We start from the raw sequence: 19,555 nt of genomic DNA, 5'->3' as shown, positions 1-19,555 counted from the left end.
TAGCGACTTTTTGGCTGTTCATCGTTCCCTCTTGCCTACACGCACCCAGCTAAACCGCTGATTCTGAGTGACGGCCCGTGAGCAGATGACGTTAAAAGTTTTCACGCTAAATGGCGCCGCATCTCAACAGATTGGCGGATTGAGGATTCTTGTGCAGTTCGATTTGTAACCCAGTTTACCCGTAGAAGAGAAGCGCCATGCGTAAGCCGCGTCCAATCGTGTTGTGCGTGCCTGTCGTTGCGGTGTAGGATCGGGCCAGCCGGTTATAAGCGGCGTATCCGTCGACCTGCAGGATGCCGCGATAGCCGTCCAGATGGCGGGCGACACATTCGCCGGCGCGGCTGTCTTCGAAGCGGTAGGCGACGATGGGCGGTCCGCTGCCGCCGAACGGCCGATCATCGCGCTTATGTAGATTTCTACATAAGCGCGATTATGCGCACCCGATGATTATGCGCAGCTCACCGGGACAGGAGCGTGTAACCATCGGTTTCCCGAACGATCAACTGGTGAACTGCGCATAATTTTTAAAGGCTCAACAGGAACTGCATTAGCTGGTCCGGCGGTCGATACCGGCTTTGACTGTCCGTCATGGGCTGCAGCCGGTTGAGCGTACGCTCCTTCATGGCGAGATCCGCCTGAAGGTACATGTGCGTCGTGGCGGGGCTCTCATGACCCAGCCATAGGGCAATGACGCTGATGTCGACGCCGGACTGCAGAAGATGCATTGCCGTGGTATGGCGGATGGTGTGAGGCGAAATCGAGCGACGCGCGAATTGCGGGTAACGTTCCGCGGCGGCCGAGACCGCAAGTTCTAGGCGCTGGGTGACGTTCGAACGCGCCATGCATCCGCCGCCTCTGTTCGGAAACAGGAAGTTCTCCTCGCCCCCATAGTCCAACCGGCGCTTCCAGTTGCGGATCAGGTTGGCGGTCGTCCGCCAGAGCGGCACGCGGCGATCTTTGCGCCCCTTTCCATGCAGGTGCGCGACCGCCGAGCCATCGACGGCGACCTCGCCGACGCGCAGGCCGATGGCTTCAGACACGCGGGCGCCGGTGTTGTACATCAGACTGAACAGTGCGCGATCCCGCTCACCTGCCCATGTCCGCGCATCCGGCGCCTCAAGGATCGCCTGCATCTCCTCGCGTGACAAAAATCCCAGGACCGGCCGGTCGAACCGTTTCATCGGAATGGCCAGCACCTGTTCGATGACGGGGAGCGCGGTTAGATCGTAGTGGGCGGCATACTTAAGGAAAGAGCGAAGTGCCGCCAGGCGGGCGTTGCGAGTACGGGCGCCGTTGCTCCGCTCCTTCTCCAAGTGGTCGAGGAAGCTCAGGATCAACTGCGCATCGAGGTCGGCCAGGGTCAGCCGGGTGGGCGCCTTTCCAATCGTCGCCTTGGCGAAGTCAAGCAACAATCGGAAGGTATCGCGGTAGGCGATGGTGCGCGAACTGACGGCCCGCTGATTGCCCAGATGCTCGACGAAAAAGCGTTGCAGCAGGATGGGGAAGGACGATGCCAGCTTGGGGCCAGTCATGATGACCCCCTCCAACCGTAGAGGCGAACAGCTCGAACGGTTTGCCAGCGACCGCCATGAGTTCCGGGACGCCGGTCAAATACCAATAAGTATCGGAAATCTTGGCGTGGCCGACATAGGTCGAGAGCGCCGCCATGTTCTCACAAAACCTGCTGTTTTCTTCATCTTCAATAGGCTGAGCTTGACCCGTCATTGAGGTTGTGGCGCTCGGTGCCCTTGAGCGGGGGATTAAAGATGCTGACGAGAACCAGATCCTTGTCCCGGCTCCCACGCAAATAGTGCTCGTCATGCTTATCAAGCACGTAGATGTCGCCTTTGCGAATGGGAAAGACATTGCCATCCATGTCCTCGATCTCGCCCTCCCCCGCAATGCAATAGCATGCCTCCAGGTGGTTGCGGTATTGGAGCAGTGAGACGGTGTTGGCGCGCACTACAGTGTGACACACGGTAAAGCCCATTCCGTCCTTTTTCGTCAGAAGACGGTGGCTGGTACCATTACCCCACTCAACGAAGTGATCTGTGGCTTCAACATCTTTCAGGCTGCGTACGAACATGGTGTTCTCCGTATAAGAGGCTTAACAATATCGGCAGTGTTCAACCAAGTTGAGGAAGGTTCATTTCTGCTACCTGTCGGCTTACTTCGAGCGCATTGCCGCTGAAGCGGAGTCCCCGAAGCCGAGGACTGAGGCGAATCACCGTCCCCTGCATTCCCGGGATCGCGACACGCTGGCTGATTGCGCGTACCGAATACCTCGTGAAACATGCCGACATCAATCGCGCCTGTCGTGCACTCAACTGCACCAATCTTCGGCGACGGTAACCTCTTATCTGGCGCTACCGCCGCTAGTGGGCGGGGAGTAAGGGACCGCAGCCTGTTCCGCCGAGGGTCGGAAGTGGTGTGATCGACCAATTGACTAAATCGACCGCACGCTGAAGGATGAACTTTGTCTGAGCAAAGCTGGGGGAAGCGGCGGTGACATGTCCGATACAGTCTAGGTGATTGCCTTTCCTGACGAACGGCGTCTTCGGTTTAACATACAGTCTCACCTCGGCGACACCCGGTACGGCAGCAGCCCGGCTGACGCCCTCGATTGAATCGAGGATGCCATCGCCATCAGGGACAAGAAAGCGGGTGGCCGCAGTCTGCGAATGCCTTCTGCCCAAATTCCATTCGTCACCGACGACAATCTTGATGTGCTCGGCAACGAGATCGATACCGTGCGCCAGCTGAACCAGCTGAGGATCCCAACCGGCAAGACGAGGATTGACCTCAATGACGACTGGGCCACATTTTGACCACCGAAATTCAATGTTCGTTGGCCCCCAGCCAAGGCCGAGAGCTCGCAAACAGCTTAGAGAAACATCGACGATCCGCTTATGATCGTCATCCGTCAGCACAGCTGGGTAGGTGAATTCACTATAGACAAAATGCGGCGGCGGACCGAAGCGATTGCCAGTAATCCCAATGATCTCATTGCCCATTATTTGAGCAGTGTAGCTGGGGCCTTGCGCGAATTCTTCAATCAGTATTCTCGGCGAAGACCGCCATGTATACTCCCCGCCGAATAAATAGGCCGTATGTTCAACCAATTCATCGACGTCTCGGCACAGTCGGACACCGCGGCTGCCGCTGCCTACGGCTGGCTTAACAACCGCTGGCAGCCCGATCTCGGCAACAGAGCTTTCAACCTCCGTAGCATCGCTTGCGAGGCGATAAGTAGGCATCGGAACGCCGGCCTTGGCCAAGAGCTGACGCTGAGCGAATTTGTCGCAGCATTGTTCAATCGATGCTGGGTTCGGTCCGGGTAGATCGAAATGCCGGCAGAGCTTGCCAACTGTCGCATAGACCGCCTCATAGGCGCTCGTAATACCAGCAATGTCATAGGTTGCACGCAGCCGGGAACATTCGTGGACCAGCGCATCCAGATTGCCTGTATCGACACGGATTGCCTCAATTGCTTCCGCCGCAAGATAGTCGTAGCCATCTGGATCAGCCGATAGGGTAATTGGATAGAGCCCAAGACGCTGGGCTGCTTTTACGTAGAGCAGACCATTGCTCCTGGTGCCTTCAACCAGGATGAGCGCTCTTTTTGCCATTCGCGGTGACCCTCCGTTGCGTGCTGGGCGGCGATTCGAGACGTAAAATCGGCCTCGGCTTTTTCAGCCGTGCCTGATCTCAGACTTGTGGTAAACTTACTCGTTGTGGGCGATCAGCGGTCGTGAAGATTGTGTAAATTTGGTTGAAGGATCTTTTTGGGCCATGTCGCAAAGTTTCTTGTTAACGCGGTTTTGAGAATTGCAATACGACAAGGCGCTCCTGGTTGCGGAGTGCCTGTCCACTAATCTCAATGTCATTCGGGCACGATTTGTAGGCCACGACGCTTCACGTCAACCAGCAGTTCGCTCAGCATTCTTACGAATGCCTGTCTGGAAGCCGACGAGCTCCTTTTTTAACAAAACCCATTGCGTGCGACCCATCGCGCTAGTCGCCCGCGACCTCGGTGAAGATGAAGACTGGCTCGGCTAAATCGCTTATCGAAATGGAGCCCGAGGACGGTCTGATCTGGGTCTACGGGCCAGACTACGAAGACGGCGTCATGCCCTTCTCCGAACTCGGCATCGAAAGCCTTCAAAACCTTATCGCCATCCATCGGTACGCGCGCGTCCGGCTAACTTTCCATTACCCATATCGTCGGCTTCATCCAATGGAGATGCCGAAGGCGATGTCGTGCAAGCGGGTCATGCCGCGCCAGACGACCATGTTGCCGGGAGGCGGATCATGTTTGCGGGCGAGATAGCCGCCAAGCATGGCGAGTTGCAGCAGGTAGGCGGCGAGCGTGGGCCGTTGGAGGCGGTCGCGTTCGGGACGCGTCGATCTGGTCGAGCGCAGTGATCTCGACGAAGGTGAGAACGCTGTCGGGAGTGGCGTCTGGCTTGGCGCGCGCCGACATAGTGACGAAGAATATTCGCCAGCTGACCACCGCGATGAGAGCGAGGAACTCCGGCAGCCTCTCTGCGGTCTGGAGCCTTGCCTCCTCGGCACGGCAGCCGGACTTCATGACCTTGTGGAACACCTCCGCCTTCCAGCGCAGCGCATACCAGCCGAGCTTCTCGACCGCCGTGGAAATATCTTCGACGGCAGGTAGTTACCAGCTTCCAGTCGATCGGCTAACGACCGGCCGACGGATCCTTCGTGTCCTGCAGGATCAGGATCGGACCGTCGTTCGCCGCAACGCGCGCCGCAGTCGCAGGGAAATGGCCGGTGAGAACGCTGTGTCGGTCACACGCGGGGTGGGTTGTCAAAGAAGCGCTACCCGATGGCTTTCGAAACCTTCGACGACGTGACTGAACACCTTCCCCGCTTCATCATCGAGGACGTCTACAACAACAGCAGGCTCTATTCGGCGCTCGGCTATCTGAGCCCGCAGCAGTTCGAGGATCAACACATCCGGCAGACTGGCAAAACAGCAGCCTGATCACTGTCCACCCTCAGGGCGCGCACTCCAGCCGAGTTCTGATTTGTCACCCCGCCTCGATGGAGCAGCGATATCCCGCCCGTCTGAACGAGCAGAGGCACGTCTCAAGTTTGATTCTCACCTCACATTGTCTGGCGGCTGGTATCCGCCTTCCTTTTAACGACCGAAATGAAATGCATGCCCAGCCCTTGGCGAGCTCTGCTAGCGCAGCCAGACCGCCAAATCAGAAAGAGCACGCTTGCGAAATAGGCTACCTGGAGGAGCAGCCAACAAGCCAGCGTTGTGACGACGACTGCGCGGATGGAATGAGAAGCGAAGTAGACAGTCAGAGCGTTGCTGCACAGGACCAGCCACAGGACACGATAAAAGATTCTAAGGGGCAGCGCCGTTCTCCTGGTTTGTGCGCCAGATCATGCTGCGACCTGGTCGGCCGCAACATGGGTCTGGCAGTTCTTCGGGCAGACGCGGCCGCAGGCTCCGCAGCCAATGCAGCGGCCGGCATGGTCGACGACCATGATCATGCGATTGAGCTCGCCGTCGAAATCGTCGTCTTCGCCGTCGCAGGCGCCGAGGATTTCACCCGCATCATCGACGCCGTAAAGATGCATGACCTCGCGCGAGCAGACTTTGAAACAGCGGCCGCAGCCGATGCAGGTCGCGCCGTCTATCGCCGTGAGATATTCCGGCATCCATCCGGAGCCGTCGCGGGTGGTGAATGTGCTCCTCATGGTAACTTCTTCATTGCAGCGAGCTCTCTCCTGGCACCATCCAACTCGGCCAAAACGGCGAACGTTTCCTCCGCAACTTCCTCTGTCTCCGTCCATTTTCCCGGGAGATCCTCTGCAAGGTCGCGCAATTTCATCTTGGCAATTGCCGCGCGCAGCTGAAGCTTTCGGACTTTCGTTCCCATCTCATCCAGCTTTGACATAGATCCTTCCTCGAAATCGGTGTTTTCACGCCCGTGCCACGTCGCGATAGGCTTCAGTGGCTGAGGTCGCATCGTCGACCACTTTCGTACCGGCCTCCCCGAGTTGGCGGAACGTCTCGAAGCCGAACCGATGGACGTCTGGATAGAAAGACGAACTGCCCGACCGTGAAAAGCACGGGCCCGAAGTCCTTGTGGTTTTCATCTCCACGATTGGCGATGTCACCGGGCGGAAACGCTTTGCAATCGCAAGCCCGACGGTGGTGTAGAACATATCGAGCCTCGACAGCACGTCCGGATCGGGGTAGCCCATGCCAGGGATCGCTTGGCGCTTTTTTCTGGTGACGATGAAGTCGGCCAGCAGCGTGGCGTCCGATTTGCCTTCCCATAAGCAGTAGGAGTAGGACTCCTGAGCACGGATCAGCCGCACCAGGCATTTGACGAACGGGGTGGCAAGGGCCGCCTCGTCCTCGTTGACAGCCGGGCTGACCGCGGCATCAGACATTTCGCCTTCTCCTCATTTCAGTCCTCTTCCTCAAAGCAAGATGTCTGTTTTCTGGCACGCCTACTTCGGGCACACTTGCGCAGCCGACGCATGGCTCGGGGCGGCCGATTCCACGCAATTGATGTCCTTCGGGCCGACCTTGAACACGTCCTCGACCGCGAAGTCTTCCACGCGAATTCGCGTCGAACATCGCTTCCGCCGCAATGCGGGAGGCAATGAACATTCGAGCCTCGATCCTGCTGCAAACGATCGACCAAGTGCTGCATGGACCTCCTTGCTGCGGTCACGCCAGGGAAATGGACGAATTGGCCAGTAAGCCATTTCGACCAATTACCCTTTTTTATCTTTCCTCCTCGGCCGACCGCGCTTTGGCACCTTCGGGAAATTGTTTTGCGCAGCCGCAAAGAGAGCGCCGCAAGCCTTCGCACCCCTGTACTTGGCGAGGGCCTGCAGCAAATCCGGCAGATGCTGCTCTTTCAATTCGGCTGGGATAGGCTCCGGACCGTCCAGCGACGTCAGTGCCAGTTCGACCAGCTCGATCGCGCGATCATTGTTGCCGTTCTCGTGATAATACCGGGCGACCGCGGGATACGACCGGAACTTAGGACTGTCGCCTTGCGGGGGATTCAGCGCCAGGATGTGTTCGGACAGCTCCTTGCCCATCGCGAATCGCTCAGCAGAAGGAAGGCGCGAATGGTCATTGGCCGGATGGAAAAGTTGGTCTAGCGCCGAAACCATCCAATCCTCGGAATTTTTGTCGATCGCGTCGCGAACCAATTGGCGCATCACGGGCAAGCCGGTCCACATGTCTTGTATTTTGTGAAGCAACAGATGTGCATGAGCCAGGCGGAAATTGAGGTCGTCCGGCATCAAGGCAATGCCCTCTTCGATCGCCCAGAGCGCCGTCTTCCAATCTTCCAACTTCACCGCCGCCCAGAACCTGTCATCGATCGGCTTCTTCAACGCTTGTTCGCGCGCCAGGGGTTCGCTTGTGGCGATCCGCTCATGATCGGCGGCTTTCGCTTTCTTGCTGGTACGCCAGCTGCCGTTGAGCACTTTCGGCAAAACCTCACCGAGTTGGCTCGGATGACCGATAAAGGCGATGCAGCTGTCTCGGTCGACTACGAACGAGGTCGGAACCCCGACGCAAAAGCTGGGTTCCCTCCAAAGCTTCTTCATTTCGCCTGTGAAGTCGAACGCAATCCGAGGATTCAGATCCGGGCACTTTTCGGCCAACCACGCGTCCAACTTCGTCCGGGCCTCGACGGCCGTTGGAGCGTCTTCATCAGCCGCGATCCCGACGACCTCAAGTCCGCTGTCCTTGTATTTCTCCTGTAGCCGCATCAGCTCGAGCATCTCCGCCGCACATAGTTCGCACCAAGTTGCCCAAAATTCGACGATATAGACTTTGCCGGGCTGGAAGTCCGCAAGGGGCTCGCCACGCAGCCAGTCTTCCACTTTGATCGAAGGAGCCGGTGACCCCATCCGCAACATCATCTTGCCCTCCAAAGCCGTAGCCAAAGGTTGTTCCCCCTTTGAGACGGGGAGGAGGATTCAAGGAAGGGAGAGCATCGCTCGTCTTGCGCATCTGCGTGCAGTCAGCCTTCACTCAGTGTTTGCTGAAACTCAATTCGCAAAGGCCGTGCCAACGCGTTCAGCGTGCGGTAAACGCATGATTATACTTTGAAAAACTTCTGTGATGCCCAAGATAGCCGGTTGTATTGGACGCGACATGTTGTCCGCCACTGTCAGGTCTTGGACACGCATCACCCGCTTCCCGTCGGCACAGAAGCGTGGCCACGGACGTCTCGACATATAGGGACGAACAGGTGTATGACCGCGTTGACTACCGCCAGCCTCGTCATCATCGTCCGCCTCAAGCGCCTTGCGTGACCTTCTTGCCATCTCGGTCGTTCAGGTGGTAGCGCAACGCCATTGCGATTGCAGGCGCCGCTCCATCCGAGCATCGCCTCTGCCCTACCTCTTCCGCTTTGCGCTTGAATTCCTGGTGGCGACGCAGGAGTTCTTCACGACGACGCCCGTCATGTCCGGCTGCGGGTCGCGAGTACCGTCATCGCCAGATGATGATCGTGGCGAAGAGCCAGGATGAGTGCCGGCGTGCCGGGCCGGTGACTCTCCCGGATTCCTGCTTTTGTTGTTCTGTGTCCCTGTGCACAGGCCCTATAGGGACCGCCTGGTGCGAATGTGAGCGTTGTGGGAATTGACCGGCCTCAAGGCCACTCGATCGCCACGCGGTGGGCCGGGCAGACTGAAAACGCCGAAGATGCGGCCGCCCTCGCCGCTGACCCGGCTACCATCCCAGGCGATGACACGTGATTGATGCCACCGTTCGCGCCGAGGGCCGGCAAGAGCGCGACCGTCGGACTCGAAGGTCGGTGCCTTGGCCGCTGCACGGTCGTTGCGTGTTCCGTTCCCGGCCAGTGGTGAGGGAAATCGTGATAACGCCAATACGATGAGGCTACGGTCCGAACGCGGCCTGGCGCGCTGAAACGACTCTCTTTCTCGACCTGACGCCGGCTCGAGTATTGGTGTTTTGAGCGCATTGAGGACGCCTGGGCCTCAGCCCGGCCGTTTGTCTGCGCGTTACCTTGTCTCGGCGAGCAGACACCGAGCGCGTTAGAGGCGTCCGGCAATGTTCTTCGCGCCGGCGCTTGCAAGTTGCTTATGAGCTTCGCGAAACTTGCTCGTTTCCGGCGACCTTTCTCCGACTTGGCATCTGGATAGTGACCCAGTAAGTAGAGTTTCGAACAGCATCGGTGCTACTGCGGAACCAGTCAGCGAGCCAAAAACAGCGGCAATGGCGGCTTGCCAACTATCCATCTTGTCACGCCACCGAAGAGCCGCTCGCGCAGCCGGCGGCTGCCATAAGCGCCCATGACGATCACGTCGGCAGACGTGTCGATTGCGTGCTGCGCTAGCACCGTGGCCACCGGTTTGCCGCGGCTCGCCAGCCGGTCGACCGAAACCCGAGCACCGTGCCGAGTGAGATAGGCAGCGATGTCGGCTCCCGGCTCGGCGCCGTTTCCGGTGCAGGTCGCCTCCGGATCGACGAGTGCGACACGAACTTCCTCAGCACCGGATAGCAGGTCCAGCGCTTCCCGAACCGAACGGGACGCCTCGACTCGCGAATCCCAGCCGACCAGGACGCGCCGTGGAGACAGAGTCGCCTCAGCGCCCTCTGGCACGACAAGAACCGGCTTTCCGGTGTCGAACAGGCTGCCGTTGATAACAAGGGGACCGACGTTAACATCGTTGAGAAGTGCGGGGCCGACGATTGTCAGGTCGGTGCATATCGCCCGCTGTCGCACCGCGTCACCGATGCTGGCCTGATCGCAGTTGGCAATATCGACATCATAGCACCGCCACGTGGCTCTCAGCAGTTTGTGAATTCCCTTGGATGTTTTTTCCCAACTGGCCGTGTCCTGTGAAAATCTCTCGATTTGCCTGTACCGTTTTTCCAGTGCGGCAATGGCGTGGGCGCGTTGTCTAGGCCATTCGGGGATGCCATCACCCAGCGGCGGAGGCGACATAACGAGAGGCGGAGGCGACATAATCAGAACGGACAAATGTGCGCCGACCTCGGCGCACAAGCTTGCAGCTGTTCTGACGTCGCGATCGGAGTGTTCAGTTCCCGCTACACTGAGTAGGCTTTTGAAGGCCATCTGACTGCTTCCCCCTGAGTATGTCGCGCCCGTAGCGCGTTTCGAAGCCGCAAGACTTGCCTTCCAACGAAGATGGAGAGTGGCACACCATCCGTTCGCGCTTCAGTCGTCCAGCTTCTCAAGCGAGTAGCCGGCAGACCTGACGGTACGAATGACGCTACCTGGCGAGGCCGCCTTCAGCGCCTTTCTGATCCGGCTGATATGTACGTCGACAGTGCGTTCACCGACATGGATGTTGTCCGGCCAGGCCGCGTCGATCAGCTCGTCTCGGCTGAAGACCTTGCCGGGAGCCTCAAGAAATTGCCGCAGTAGGTTGAATTCGAGAGGTCCGAGATGGATGTCGTGGCCATTACCTCGAACCCGGTGAGCATCGAGCTTCATCTCAAGGCTGCCGCAACTGAGCCAGCTGCCGTTTTTTATCCCGTTTGAACCCGGCTGTGGCAGCGCCAGCTTCGTGCGTAGACAGTCAAGCAGCTTAGCCGGCGCGAAGGGCCGCACAAAGCTCTCGTCAATCCCTGCCTTCAAGAGATCGAGGTGCTGGTTCTCGGCGCCTGGCGCGATCAACGCAACGACGGGCAGGCGGCCGGTCCGGGGCTCCCCCTTGAACCGGGCGCAGATTGTGGAGCCTGTCGCGCTTGCTGGCCCGCAGTCCAGGACAACCGCCTGGAGCTCCCGTTGATCGGCCAATGCAAGTGCTTCCTTCACGCCTCCTGCCGGCTCACTCGTGAAGCCGTCCACCCCCAGAATGTGGCTGAGGAACAGATACAGCTCCGCATCTTGCGAACAGATCAGGACCACTGGCTTCATCAGCGCTACCCCAAGAACCATATCGGCCTCGACCGCCTCGATTGAGAGGGCTGGCCATCGCATGTCCTCAAGGCCTGACATGATCCCCTCGATCGAAAATCGGTTCCATCACGCCCGCGCCACCTCGGGATAAGCCTCAATGGCTGCGGTTGCATCGCCGGCCAGTTGGGTACCGGCCGCGGCGAGTTTCCAGAACGTCTCGAAGCCGAACCGATGGACGTCGCGCAGGGTCTTGGACAGAACGACCAGTCGCCCGGCCGTGAAGAGCACGCGCCCGAAGCCCTCGTGGCTCATCTCCATCATCGGCGATGCCATCAGGCCGGAGCGTTCCTCAATCGCAAGCCCGACGGCGGTGTAGAACTTATCGAGCCTCCACAGCACGTCCGGATCGGGATCGCCGATGATCGGAATTGCACGGCGCTGTTGCCTGGTGATAATGAAGTCGCCCAGCAGCTCGGCGTCCGATTTGGCTTCCCAAGACCCGTGGGAATCATGAGCCCGGACCAGCCGCACGAGGCATTTAATGAACGGGGTGGCAAGGGCCGCCTCGTCTTCCGCGACAGCAGGGCTAACCACGGCGTCAGACATTTCGCCCACTCCTCGTTTCACTGCTCGTCCTCGAAGGACGGTTTCTGTTTGGCGACACCTGCCTGCGCCAGCACCTTGCGCAGCCAAGGGGGAGGACACGTCCTGAGCATCATCTGCGTGCGCAACAGCACCTCTTGGATAGTTTCGGGCTGCGGCACTTTGATCGGATGGATCTTTGCGGAAACAAGTTTGGCCGCCGAAGGTCCGCCGATCGCCAGACAAAACAGGAGATGACAGCCCTTCAGCGCCTCCAGCTTCGGCGTGATGCGGTCATCGCCCTCAGTTCGGTGCTTCCCGCTCTCGTCGGAAACGTCATCGAAGGCTACGGCTTCGATGAGATTCCACTCCTCGCGTCCCACGTCGTAGACAACAAAGCACCTGGCCGAACCGAAATGGGCGTTGAGGTTCTTCATGTCCTGCGTGGCGATGGCCACGCGCAATGCGCCGGCTTGGCGTTCCGGCTTCGGTGCGTGAACCTCGTCAGTGACGAGCGAGAGGCGACGAACGGAACTCATCTGGCATTTCTCGCTTACGGAGTGGATCAAGCGCCTCAGGCGTCGGCGCGCGCCGGTTGGCTTCAAAAATGTTGGCAACCTCGAAGATCAGGTCGCGGGTCCCCTGGTAGAGAATTGTGAGCTTGTGCTGGGCCCCGAGCCGGTCGAAGATCGGGAAGCCGACCCGCATGAGCGGAATGCTGAGGCGCTGCGCCGCCTGGCGGCCGTGGGAATGGGTGACGAGAAGATCAGCGCCGGCGCCAAGGGCTTCCAAATCGTCGAGATCGCCGATTTGAACCGACTGCGCCGGCACTTCCTCCAGAATTTTCGACATAGCGGCCGTTGTGACCGCCGCCGCGATTTCGGAGCCCATGCCGGTGAAGAAGCTCGCGAGTTGGTAGAGTTGGTCTGGTTCTGCAGCGATCGCAATTTTCTTACCTCCAAAGTGGAAATGTCCGTCGAGCAACGCGTCCTGCAACTGCGCCCGGCGACGGCGTACCCCAGCCGGCGCCGCCGCGCCCGAAACCGCCGATAGGTGCGAGACGAACCGGTCTGCGTCCTTCAATCCAGTCAGCGACCGAAACAGCACGTAAGGTACGCCGGTTAACCTGTGCAGCAGCTCGGCCGGGCGGCGCATATGCTCACCGATGACAATGCATCGCTCGGCCGTGCCAAGCTCGCGGATATCCTCGACGCTGGTGCCGCCATAGGTGGTCGTGACCCAACGGTCGGGCACCGTACCGTCGAGCGAGCCGGAGACGTCCGGTAAAATCACCGGCTTCAGTCCAAAGCTCTCAACCATCTCACGCAAATGCTCGATGTCAGCCACAGTGAGGTTCCAGCCAGGCAGGATCACGATTTTCTTCGACTGCCGCGCCTGCTCGCCGGGCCGCGTAATCCTTTCGATCATAGCGGTGACAGCCTTGGCCCAGCCCTCTTCGATCGCGCCGTCGAAATCCGGTGTGTTGGCTAGCACCACCTCCGTACCCGCGAGTTCTTTGGTGCGCTTCAGCCTGATATTGGCGATATCTCCTGCGCAGTCTTCGCCCCGGGTTTCCACCAGCGCGGTCGTGCAAACCCCGATCAGCGTTGGCTTTGTGCGGGCCTTGAGGTTGAGTATCGCCTGTTCCAGATGGTCCGCCCCGCCAAGGATCGTCGCCACCTCGTCCATCGCCGTCGTCTGCAAGGGAATGGCTTCCTTGAAATGTCGCACGAAGAGCACGAGCGCGAAGCTGGTGCAGCCTTGGCTGCCGTGGAACAAGGGCATCGCGCCGTCGACGCCAAGAATGGCCAAGGCGGCACCCAATGGCTGCGATGACTTCAGCGGATTGACCGCCGCCGCTGTGGTCTGGGGAAGGATGCGGACCATCTGCCTTCCTCAACGCTCGCCGAAATTGCCGGCCGTCGTGCCTGCGAATTCCTGGACAACATGCAAGGTCGCGGTCTCGCTTTTCGTGCGCGGCAGTTCCTGCCTCACCGCAGGCTGGCAATCCCATGGTGCCGGCTCCCGCACCTGGCGCCAGATCGGGTTATGAATAGCGAGGTCGATCTGGCGTACGAGTTCCACCATGCCGTGATAGCCGGCGTAAGGATGTTGGCGCTCCTGGTTGATATCGAGCCAGGGTGTCTTGGCCTTCAGGGCGATGAACTGCGTGCGCCCGCCCGACAGCATGATATCGGCCTTGTGTTCCGAGAGCATGGCGTAAAGCTCGCGCGCCGCCATCTGCTCGAACATGTGGTTGTCGTCCTTGAGGATCTGCTTGATGCGTTCCTTGTCTTCGACGGTCGACTTCTTGACAGAGGTGCCGACGATCTCGATGCCGATCTCCATCAGCGCATGGACGACCGACCAGGACTTCACACCGCCGGTGTTGAGCAGCACGCGCTTGCCTTCGAGCCTCGGCCGGTAGGCGGCGAGCTTCTTCCAAGCGATCGCCTCCTCCTCTGCAATCAACGCCTCGGTGCGGCCGAGGATCTCCGGATCGGCACCCTTCTTCACGAGCAACTGAGAGATCTGTCGGAGCGCTTCCGAGGTGTCGGTGATGCCGTAGAAGGAGCCCTCGAAAAACGGGATGCCCCAGCGCTGCTCCATCTTGCGGGCGAGATTGATGAGCGCGGTCGAGCACACGATCATAGCCGCCCGGGCGCGGTGGGCGCAGGCAATGTCGAAGTAACGCGCGTCACCCGGAATGCAGGCGCGCACCCGGATGCCGAGCCGATCCAGCAGCGGCTTCACCAGCCAGAATTCGCCCGAGAGGTTGAATTCGCCAAGAATGTTGATGTCGTAAGGGCCGGCATCGTCGGGCTCGACCGTGCCGATGACATGCTCGAGCAACGCCTCGCCGGCAAGCTTATTGCCGAGATTCTTGGAGCCGACGAAGCCCGGCGCATTGACCGGTACAACGGCCAAGCCGAACTTTTCCGCCGCGCGCTTGCAGACGGCCTCGATGTCGTCGCCGATCAGCGCCGTCACGCAGGTCGGATAGACGAAGATCGCCGGCGGCCCATACGCTTCCTTGATTTCGCGGATCGCTTTGAAAAGCTTGCGCTCGCCCTGCCCCATCACCACGTCGAGTTCGGTGAGGTCGGTCGTGAAGCTTGTGCGCCACAGGGTTGGCCCGGACGAAGCCGCACCGCGGTTGTCCCAGGAATTGCCCTCGCAGGCGAGCGGCGCATGGATCAAATGCGCAACGTCGGTGATCGGCTGCAGCACGATCTTGGCGCCATCGAAGGCACAGCCGCCGGCCGCCGCCCCGGGGGTCAGTGGCTTCGAACAGCCCTTTTTGCGCGCCTTGGCATCTTTGCCGCGGTTCTTTTCGCAGCCAGGCTCGTTGAAGACATCCTGGATTTTGGCTCTGAGCAAGGACATTGCGTCGGTCTCCAAAGTCCCTCGGGAAGACGATCGGCCAAAGCCGACCGTCAAGCTTAGCGGGTGAGGTCATACGAATAGTCCGTCACGCCCGTCTCGCTTGTCTCGCGATCGAGCTTGTCGAAGATCTTGTCGAGGATCGTCGTCAGGACGCGCAACCCGCCTTGGTAGCCCATCAGCGCAAACCGATGGTGATGGTGGCGATCGAAGATCGGAAACGTCAGCCGGACCAGCGGCGTGCCGGTGTCGCGCTCCAGATACTTGCCATAGGAGTTGCCGATCAGCAGGTCCACCGGCTCGGTGAAGAGCAGCGATCGCATCGCCCAGAGGTCCTTGCCCGCCCAGACTTGAGCATCCTTGCCGAAGGGCGATGATGCAAGCAGTGCCTTCAACTCCGCTTCCCATGCCGAGGTGCCGTTGGTGGCGAGGCAATGGGTCGGCTCGCCGCCCGTCTCCATGATGAAGCGGGCCATGGCGTAGACAAAGTCCGGATCACCGTAAATGGCGTATTTCTTACCGTGCAGCCAGGATTGGCTGTCCGCCATGGCGTCAACAAGTCGGCCGCGCTCCAGGCGGATTGCCTCGGGGATTTGCTTGCCGGAAATCGCGGAGACCTCCATCAGGAAGTCGTCGGTCGCCTGGACGCCGAGCGGGTAATGGAACGAGGCCGTCGCCTGCCCTACCCCCTGGCAATACTCGAGTGTTTTTCGGGTGTTGTAATGCTGTAGCGAAAATGTAGCCTCGGCGTTGAGTGCCTTCCTCACGTCTTCGATCTTCGTGCCGCCGTCATACATGCGGTATTCGCCGTCCGACGGCGTGTCGAACTGGTCAGAGGCGTCTTGGATCAAGGTATAGGACACGCCTATCAGGTCGAGCAGGCGCTTGAGTTCCCGGTTGTTGCCAACACAGAATCCGTCGAAGCCCGGAATGACGTTGATGGTCCCCTCGGCTTCCGTTCGTTCCTCGCCTTTCCAGAAATGCTCCAAAATCCCCTTGAGCGTGACGTCGTAGCCATCGACATGACTGCCGACGAAGGCCGGCGTATGGGCGAATGGGACGTCGAAGTCGCGCGGGACCGAGCCTTCGTCCTTGGCGTTCTCGATGAAGCTGTGCAGATCGTCGCCAATGACCTCCGCCATACAAGTGGTCGAGACCGCGATCATCTTCGGGTCGTAGAGTTGGTACGTGTTGGCGAGCCCATCGACCAGGTTCTTCAGGCCGCCGAACACTGCCGCGTCCTCCGTCATCGAGGAGGAAACCGCCGAAGCAGGCTCCTTGAAATGGCGCGACAGGTGCGAGCGGTAATAGGCCACGCAGCCCTGGCTGCCGTGGACGAAGGACATGGTTCGCTCGAAGCCTGCGGCCGCGAACACCGCGCCGAGCGGCTGGCAGGCCTTGGCGGGGTTCACGACAAGCGCTTCGCGAGCAAGGTTCTTTTCGCGGTATTCCCACGTCTTGGTGAATTCGCCTTGGTCGGTAACGATCTGGTCCGGGTGCGGACATTCGAAATTCAGCCTCTTCTCGGCGAGCATCTGCCTGTATTCCGGCTCGCGGAACAGGGGCGCGTGGTCGAGAACTTTTTCAGCCGACTGCGGCATGGGTGGTTACCTCTTTCCATCTGGCCCGCCATAGGGCGGCACAGGGACGTCGAAACGTTTCAGGTCTCCCGCGGACAAGCGGCCACAGGCGTTCACTGCCTCCCGGCTTCCGGGAGGCCAGGGTTTCATTCGGCTGCGATCGCCGCCGACGGCTCGGCTTTTTTCTTCCAGGGAGCGTCGTAGAGGTTCCAGACCGGGTTGTTGATGGCCAGGTCCATGTCTCGGGCGAAGATGGCGAAGCCGTCGTAGCCGTGATACGGGCCGGAATAATCCCAGGAATGCATTTGACGGAACGGTATGCCCATCTTCTGGACCGGGTACTTCTCTTTGATGCCGGAGCCAACGAGATCGGGACGGATCCCTTCGATGAACTTCTCCAGCTCGTAACCAGTCACGTCGTCATAGATCAGGGTGCCCTTCTTCACGTAGTGGCCGGTGCGCTGATAGTCGTCGTTATGGCCAAATTCGTAGCCAGTGCCGACGATCACCATGCCCAGGTCCTCATATGCCGTGACGACGTGACGGGGGCGCAGCCCGCCGACATAGAGCATCACCGTCCTGCCTTCGAGGCGCGGCCGGTACTTGGCGATTACGGCATCGACCAACGGCCGGTATTTGGCGATGACCACCTCGGCCTTGGCCTCGATTTCCGGCCCGAAGTGCTTGGCCATCTTGCGCAGAGAGGCTTCAGTCTGGGAGGGGCCGAAGAAATTGTACTCCATCCAGGCGATGCCATACTTTTCCTCCATGTGCCGGCAGATGTAGTTCATCGACCTGTAGCAATGGATGAGATTGAGCTTCGCCTTTGGCGCCCGCTCTATTTCGGCCAGCGTAGCGTCGCCCGACCAGTTGCCGACCACGCGCAGGCCCATCTCCTCAAGCAGGATGCGCGAAGCCCAAGCATCGCCGCCGATATTGTAGTCGCCGATCACATTGACATCGTACGGGCCGGACTCGAACTCCACTTCCTTCTTCTCGAACACCCAGTCCCGGATCGCGTCGTTGGCGATGTGGTGGCCGAGGGATTGCGAGACGCCGCGGAAGCCCTCGCAGCGCACCGGCACGATTGTCTTTTCGTGCTCCTTGGCCTTGTTGCGGGACACAGCTTCGGTGTCGTCGCCAATCAGGCCGATCGGGCATTCGGATTGCACAGTCATGCCCTTGTTCAGCGGAAACAGTTCCTCGATCTCGTCGATGATCCGTTCCAGCTTCTTGTCGCCGCCGAAAACAATGTCCTTCTCCTGGAAATCGGAGGTGAACTGCATCGTGACGAACGTGTCGATGCCGGTCGTGCCGACGTAGTAGTTGCGGCGTTGAGACCAGGAATATTGCCCGCAGCCGACCGGCCCGTGCGAGATATGGACCATATCCTTGACTGGACCCCACACCACGCCTTTCGAGCCGGCATAGGCGCAGCCGCGAATCGTCATCACGCCGGGGATGGACTTGATGTTCGATTTGACATCGCATTCGGAAAGGACCTCGCTTTCCTCGCCAGCCTCGTCGCCGCTCTTTGCAACGCTGAGGTGCTTTTTGCGGCGCTTCGCCGACTTGTCAGGATATTGCGACAGCACCTCCTCGATAAGCTTCGCATGGAGGGCACCGTCATTCTCGTATTCCAGGCTCATGGGACCCCTTTCAAGGTTCAGGGTGACGCCTCACCGACGAGGCGCCGTTCTTTGAAAGGCGCACCAGGTCAGGGCGGCGCCTCATGTCGGCAGCGGTCGCTACTGTGCGGCCGCCTTGGCCGCTTCCTTGACCTGAAGCTCGGCAAGCATCTGCTCGTCGGTCTTCATGATGCCGAAGTCGAGCAGCATGTCCTCGAGCTCCTCCATGGTGATCGGGGTCGGGATGGTGCCCTGGCCCGAATTCCCATGGATCTTCTCGGCCAGCGCCCTGTATTCCCCGGCCTGCTTCGAGTCCGGCGCGTACTGGATCACAGACATCTTCCTGAGCTCGGCGTGCTGGACGATGTTGTCGCGCGGCACAAAGTGGATAAGCTTGGAATTGAGCCTGGAAGCCAGCGCTTCGGCGAGGTCGAGCTCGCGGTCGGTTTGGCGCTCGTTGCAGATCAGGCCGCCGAGCCGCACGCCGCCCGAATGGGCGTATTTCAGGATGCCCTTGGCGATGTTGTTGGCGGCATAGAGCGCCATCATCTCGCCGGACATGACGATATAGATTTCCTGGGCCTTGTTCTCTCGGATCGGCATCGCGAAACCGCCACACACCACATCCCCGAGCACGTCGTAGGAGACATAGTCGACATCGTCGTAGGCGCCGTTCTCCTCGAGGAAGTTGATCGAGGTGATCACGCCGCGGCCGGCGCAGCCGACACCTGGCTCGGGTCCGCCCGACTCCACGCATTTGATGCCTTTGTAGCCGACCTTGAGCACGTCCGCGAGTTCCAGGTCTTCCACCGAACCTTCCTCTGCCGCGAGATGCAGGACCGTATCCTGCGCCTTCGCGTTCAGGATCAGGCGGGTGGAGTCGGCTTTGGGGTCGCAGCCGACGATGAGGATTCTCTGCCCGAGGTCGACCAGGGCTGCGAGCGTATTTTGGGAGGTGGTGGACTTGCCGATGCCGCCCTTGCCGTAAAAGGCGATCTGACGCAAACCTGACATGTAGCTTTCCTTCCTTCGTTCCCATTCATCGCGGCTGCCGCGACTTGAATGCCGGTCGGGCAGCTCTAGCCGCCTCGCACCTAAGGATCTCAAGACTCATGCCAATTTGGCTGATCCAACCGAAGAATAATTTCATGGTTGCTTTTCAGGGGTTTAGCTTGAGTTCCAAGAAAGGATCGTCGGAACAGCCCGTGTAGCGGACGCGACATTGGCGACACAAAGCGTCGGATCGCGATCCTCAGTCACCGAATTCGTTTGCACCGCGTCGTTATGTTGAAGTGGACGAACAGCATCTCAACCTACTTGCGGGAAGCTGCGAAACTTTCTGTGCCAGCGAGCTGACGTGCTTCGTCTCGCGTGTCCTCGTCGAGACTGCGTAGAATCCTGCGCGCGACGCTGGCATACCATCGGTCCGCGGCCACTCATCCGGTGCCACAGGCGGATGGTCCCGCTATAT

Annotated in this window: 17 protein-coding genes and 2 pseudogenes; 1 reads left to right on the top strand and 18 read right to left on the bottom strand. The window is 59.7% G+C overall.

Annotated elements, in window-relative coordinates; all coding sequences use genetic code 11:
• Window positions 1–250: 250 nt before the first annotated feature.
• The 4 genes and pseudogenes from NKH03_RS19485 to NKH03_RS19470 all read right to left on the bottom strand — a co-directional run.
• A pseudogene (locus NKH03_RS19485) lies at window positions 251–409 on the bottom strand (IS66 family transposase); the annotation flags it as partial.
• Between the two features lie 115 nt (window positions 410–524).
• Complete coding sequence (locus NKH03_RS19480; protein ID WP_352969868.1) at window positions 525–1,547, bottom strand: tyrosine-type recombinase/integrase; 1,023 nt, start codon at window positions 1,545–1,547, stop codon at window positions 525–527.
• A gap of 152 nt (window positions 1,548–1,699) precedes the next feature.
• Window positions 1,700–2,086, bottom strand: coding sequence for an ectoine synthase (locus NKH03_RS19475; protein WP_352969867.1), 387 nt, complete (start codon window positions 2,084–2,086; stop codon window positions 1,700–1,702).
• Between the two features lie 289 nt (window positions 2,087–2,375).
• The gene (locus NKH03_RS19470; RefSeq protein WP_352969865.1) at window positions 2,376–3,629 is read right to left on the bottom strand and encodes an ATP-grasp domain-containing protein; all 1,254 of its coding nucleotides are present in this window, start codon (window positions 3,627–3,629) and stop codon (window positions 2,376–2,378) included.
• A gap of 1,220 nt (window positions 3,630–4,849) precedes the next feature.
• Between NKH03_RS19470 and NKH03_RS19465 the strand changes: the two genes are divergently transcribed.
• Window positions 4,850–5,008, top strand: coding sequence for an IS3 family transposase (locus NKH03_RS19465; RefSeq protein WP_352969863.1), 159 nt, complete (start codon window positions 4,850–4,852; stop codon window positions 5,006–5,008).
• A 188-nt stretch (window positions 5,009–5,196) separates the two neighbouring features.
• On the opposite strand, the pseudogene NKH03_RS35050 reads toward NKH03_RS19465, so the two are convergent.
• The 14 genes and pseudogenes from NKH03_RS35050 to nifH all read right to left on the bottom strand — a co-directional run.
• Window positions 5,197–5,391 (bottom strand): annotated as a pseudogene (locus tag NKH03_RS35050) (exopolysaccharide production repressor protein); the annotation flags it as partial.
• Between the two features lie 27 nt (window positions 5,392–5,418).
• On the bottom strand, window positions 5,419–5,736 hold the full coding sequence (gene fdxB / locus NKH03_RS19455; RefSeq protein ID WP_352969862.1) for a ferredoxin III, nif-specific: 318 nt from the start codon (window positions 5,734–5,736) through the stop codon (window positions 5,419–5,421).
• A complete protein-coding gene (locus tag NKH03_RS19450; protein ID WP_352969860.1) occupies window positions 5,733–5,936 on the bottom strand; it encodes a CCE_0567 family metalloprotein in 204 nt (67 codons plus the stop codon). The genes fdxB and NKH03_RS19450 overlap by 4 nt, the downstream gene beginning before the upstream one ends.
• A gap of 25 nt (window positions 5,937–5,961) precedes the next feature.
• Window positions 5,962–6,438 (bottom strand): DUF269 domain-containing protein, encoded by a 477-nt coding sequence (locus tag NKH03_RS19445; RefSeq protein ID WP_352969858.1) that lies wholly within the window; start codon window positions 6,436–6,438, stop codon window positions 5,962–5,964.
• Window positions 6,439–6,768: 330 nt separating this feature from the next.
• Entirely contained in the window at window positions 6,769–7,935 is a 1,167-nt protein-coding gene (locus NKH03_RS19440) for a TlpA disulfide reductase family protein (protein WP_352969856.1), read from the bottom strand.
• Between the two features lie 1,298 nt (window positions 7,936–9,233).
• Complete coding sequence (locus NKH03_RS19435) at window positions 9,234–10,121, bottom strand: universal stress protein (protein ID WP_352969854.1); 888 nt, start codon at window positions 10,119–10,121, stop codon at window positions 9,234–9,236.
• A 102-nt stretch (window positions 10,122–10,223) separates the two neighbouring features.
• Window positions 10,224–11,009 carry a winged helix-turn-helix transcriptional regulator gene (locus NKH03_RS19430; protein ID WP_352969852.1) on the bottom strand — a complete coding sequence of 262 codons (786 nt, stop codon included), beginning with the start codon at window positions 11,007–11,009 and terminating at the stop codon, window positions 10,224–10,226.
• A gap of 27 nt (window positions 11,010–11,036) precedes the next feature.
• Complete coding sequence (locus NKH03_RS19425; protein ID WP_352969850.1) at window positions 11,037–11,516, bottom strand: NifX-associated nitrogen fixation protein; 480 nt, start codon at window positions 11,514–11,516, stop codon at window positions 11,037–11,039.
• A gap of 17 nt (window positions 11,517–11,533) precedes the next feature.
• Window positions 11,534–12,031, bottom strand: a complete 498-nt coding sequence (nifX, locus tag NKH03_RS19420) for a nitrogen fixation protein NifX (protein WP_352969848.1) — start codon at window positions 12,029–12,031, stop codon at window positions 11,534–11,536.
• Complete coding sequence (gene nifN, locus NKH03_RS19415) at window positions 11,997–13,379, bottom strand: nitrogenase iron-molybdenum cofactor biosynthesis protein NifN (RefSeq protein ID WP_352969846.1); 1,383 nt, start codon at window positions 13,377–13,379, stop codon at window positions 11,997–11,999. The genes nifX and nifN overlap by 35 nt, the downstream gene beginning before the upstream one ends.
• A gap of 9 nt (window positions 13,380–13,388) precedes the next feature.
• The gene (nifE, locus tag NKH03_RS19410) at window positions 13,389–14,879 is read right to left on the bottom strand and encodes a nitrogenase iron-molybdenum cofactor biosynthesis protein NifE (protein WP_352969844.1); all 1,491 of its coding nucleotides are present in this window, start codon (window positions 14,877–14,879) and stop codon (window positions 13,389–13,391) included.
• A gap of 56 nt (window positions 14,880–14,935) precedes the next feature.
• Window positions 14,936–16,477, bottom strand: coding sequence for a nitrogenase molybdenum-iron protein subunit beta (gene nifK / locus NKH03_RS19405; RefSeq protein WP_352969842.1), 1,542 nt, complete (start codon window positions 16,475–16,477; stop codon window positions 14,936–14,938).
• A 125-nt stretch (window positions 16,478–16,602) separates the two neighbouring features.
• Window positions 16,603–18,105: a nitrogenase molybdenum-iron protein alpha chain gene (gene nifD / locus NKH03_RS19400; RefSeq protein ID WP_352969840.1), complete on the bottom strand. Its 1,503-nt coding sequence runs from the start codon at window positions 18,103–18,105 to the stop codon at window positions 16,603–16,605.
• A gap of 99 nt (window positions 18,106–18,204) precedes the next feature.
• Entirely contained in the window at window positions 18,205–19,098 is an 894-nt protein-coding gene (gene nifH / locus NKH03_RS19395) for a nitrogenase iron protein (protein WP_023706403.1), read from the bottom strand.
• Between the last annotated feature and the right edge of the window lie 457 nt (window positions 19,099–19,555).

This window comes from Mesorhizobium sp. M1406 (genome assembly GCF_040317555.1).
Classification (GTDB): Bacteria; Pseudomonadota; Alphaproteobacteria; order Rhizobiales; family Rhizobiaceae; genus Mesorhizobium.
The sequence above is the reverse complement of the archived record's forward strand: the minus strand, read 5'-3'. Positions and strand labels throughout refer to the sequence as shown.

Coding starts and splice junctions, on each gene's coding strand:
- NKH03_RS19475 (WP_352969867.1), bottom strand. CDS start 2,086: ATGTTCGTACGCAGCCTGAAAGATGTTGAAGCCACAGATCACTTCGTT.
- NKH03_RS19470 (WP_352969865.1), bottom strand. CDS start 3,629: ATGGCAAAAAGAGCGCTCATCCTGGTTGAAGGCACCAGGAGCAATGGT.
- NKH03_RS19465 (WP_352969863.1), top strand. CDS start 4,850: ATGGCTTTCGAAACCTTCGACGACGTGACTGAACACCTTCCCCGCTTC.
- fdxB (WP_352969862.1), bottom strand. CDS start 5,736: ATGAGGAGCACATTCACCACCCGCGACGGCTCCGGATGGATGCCGGAA.
- NKH03_RS19450 (WP_352969860.1), bottom strand. CDS start 5,936: ATGTCAAAGCTGGATGAGATGGGAACGAAAGTCCGAAAGCTTCAGCTG.
- NKH03_RS19445 (WP_352969858.1), bottom strand. CDS start 6,438: ATGTCTGATGCCGCGGTCAGCCCGGCTGTCAACGAGGACGAGGCGGCC.
- NKH03_RS19440 (WP_352969856.1), bottom strand. CDS start 7,935: ATGATGTTGCGGATGGGGTCACCGGCTCCTTCGATCAAAGTGGAAGAC.
- NKH03_RS19435 (WP_352969854.1), bottom strand. CDS start 10,121: ATGGCCTTCAAAAGCCTACTCAGTGTAGCGGGAACTGAACACTCCGAT.
- NKH03_RS19430 (WP_352969852.1), bottom strand. CDS start 11,009: ATGTCAGGCCTTGAGGACATGCGATGGCCAGCCCTCTCAATCGAGGCG.
- NKH03_RS19425 (WP_352969850.1), bottom strand. CDS start 11,516: ATGTCTGACGCCGTGGTTAGCCCTGCTGTCGCGGAAGACGAGGCGGCC.
- nifX (WP_352969848.1), bottom strand. CDS start 12,031: ATGAGTTCCGTTCGTCGCCTCTCGCTCGTCACTGACGAGGTTCACGCA.
- nifN (WP_352969846.1), bottom strand. CDS start 13,379: ATGGTCCGCATCCTTCCCCAGACCACAGCGGCGGCGGTCAATCCGCTG.
- nifE (WP_352969844.1), bottom strand. CDS start 14,879: ATGTCCTTGCTCAGAGCCAAAATCCAGGATGTCTTCAACGAGCCTGGC.
- nifK (WP_352969842.1), bottom strand. CDS start 16,477: ATGCCGCAGTCGGCTGAAAAAGTTCTCGACCACGCGCCCCTGTTCCGC.
- nifD (WP_352969840.1), bottom strand. CDS start 18,105: ATGAGCCTGGAATACGAGAATGACGGTGCCCTCCATGCGAAGCTTATC.
- nifH (WP_023706403.1), bottom strand. CDS start 19,098: ATGTCAGGTTTGCGTCAGATCGCCTTTTACGGCAAGGGCGGCATCGGC.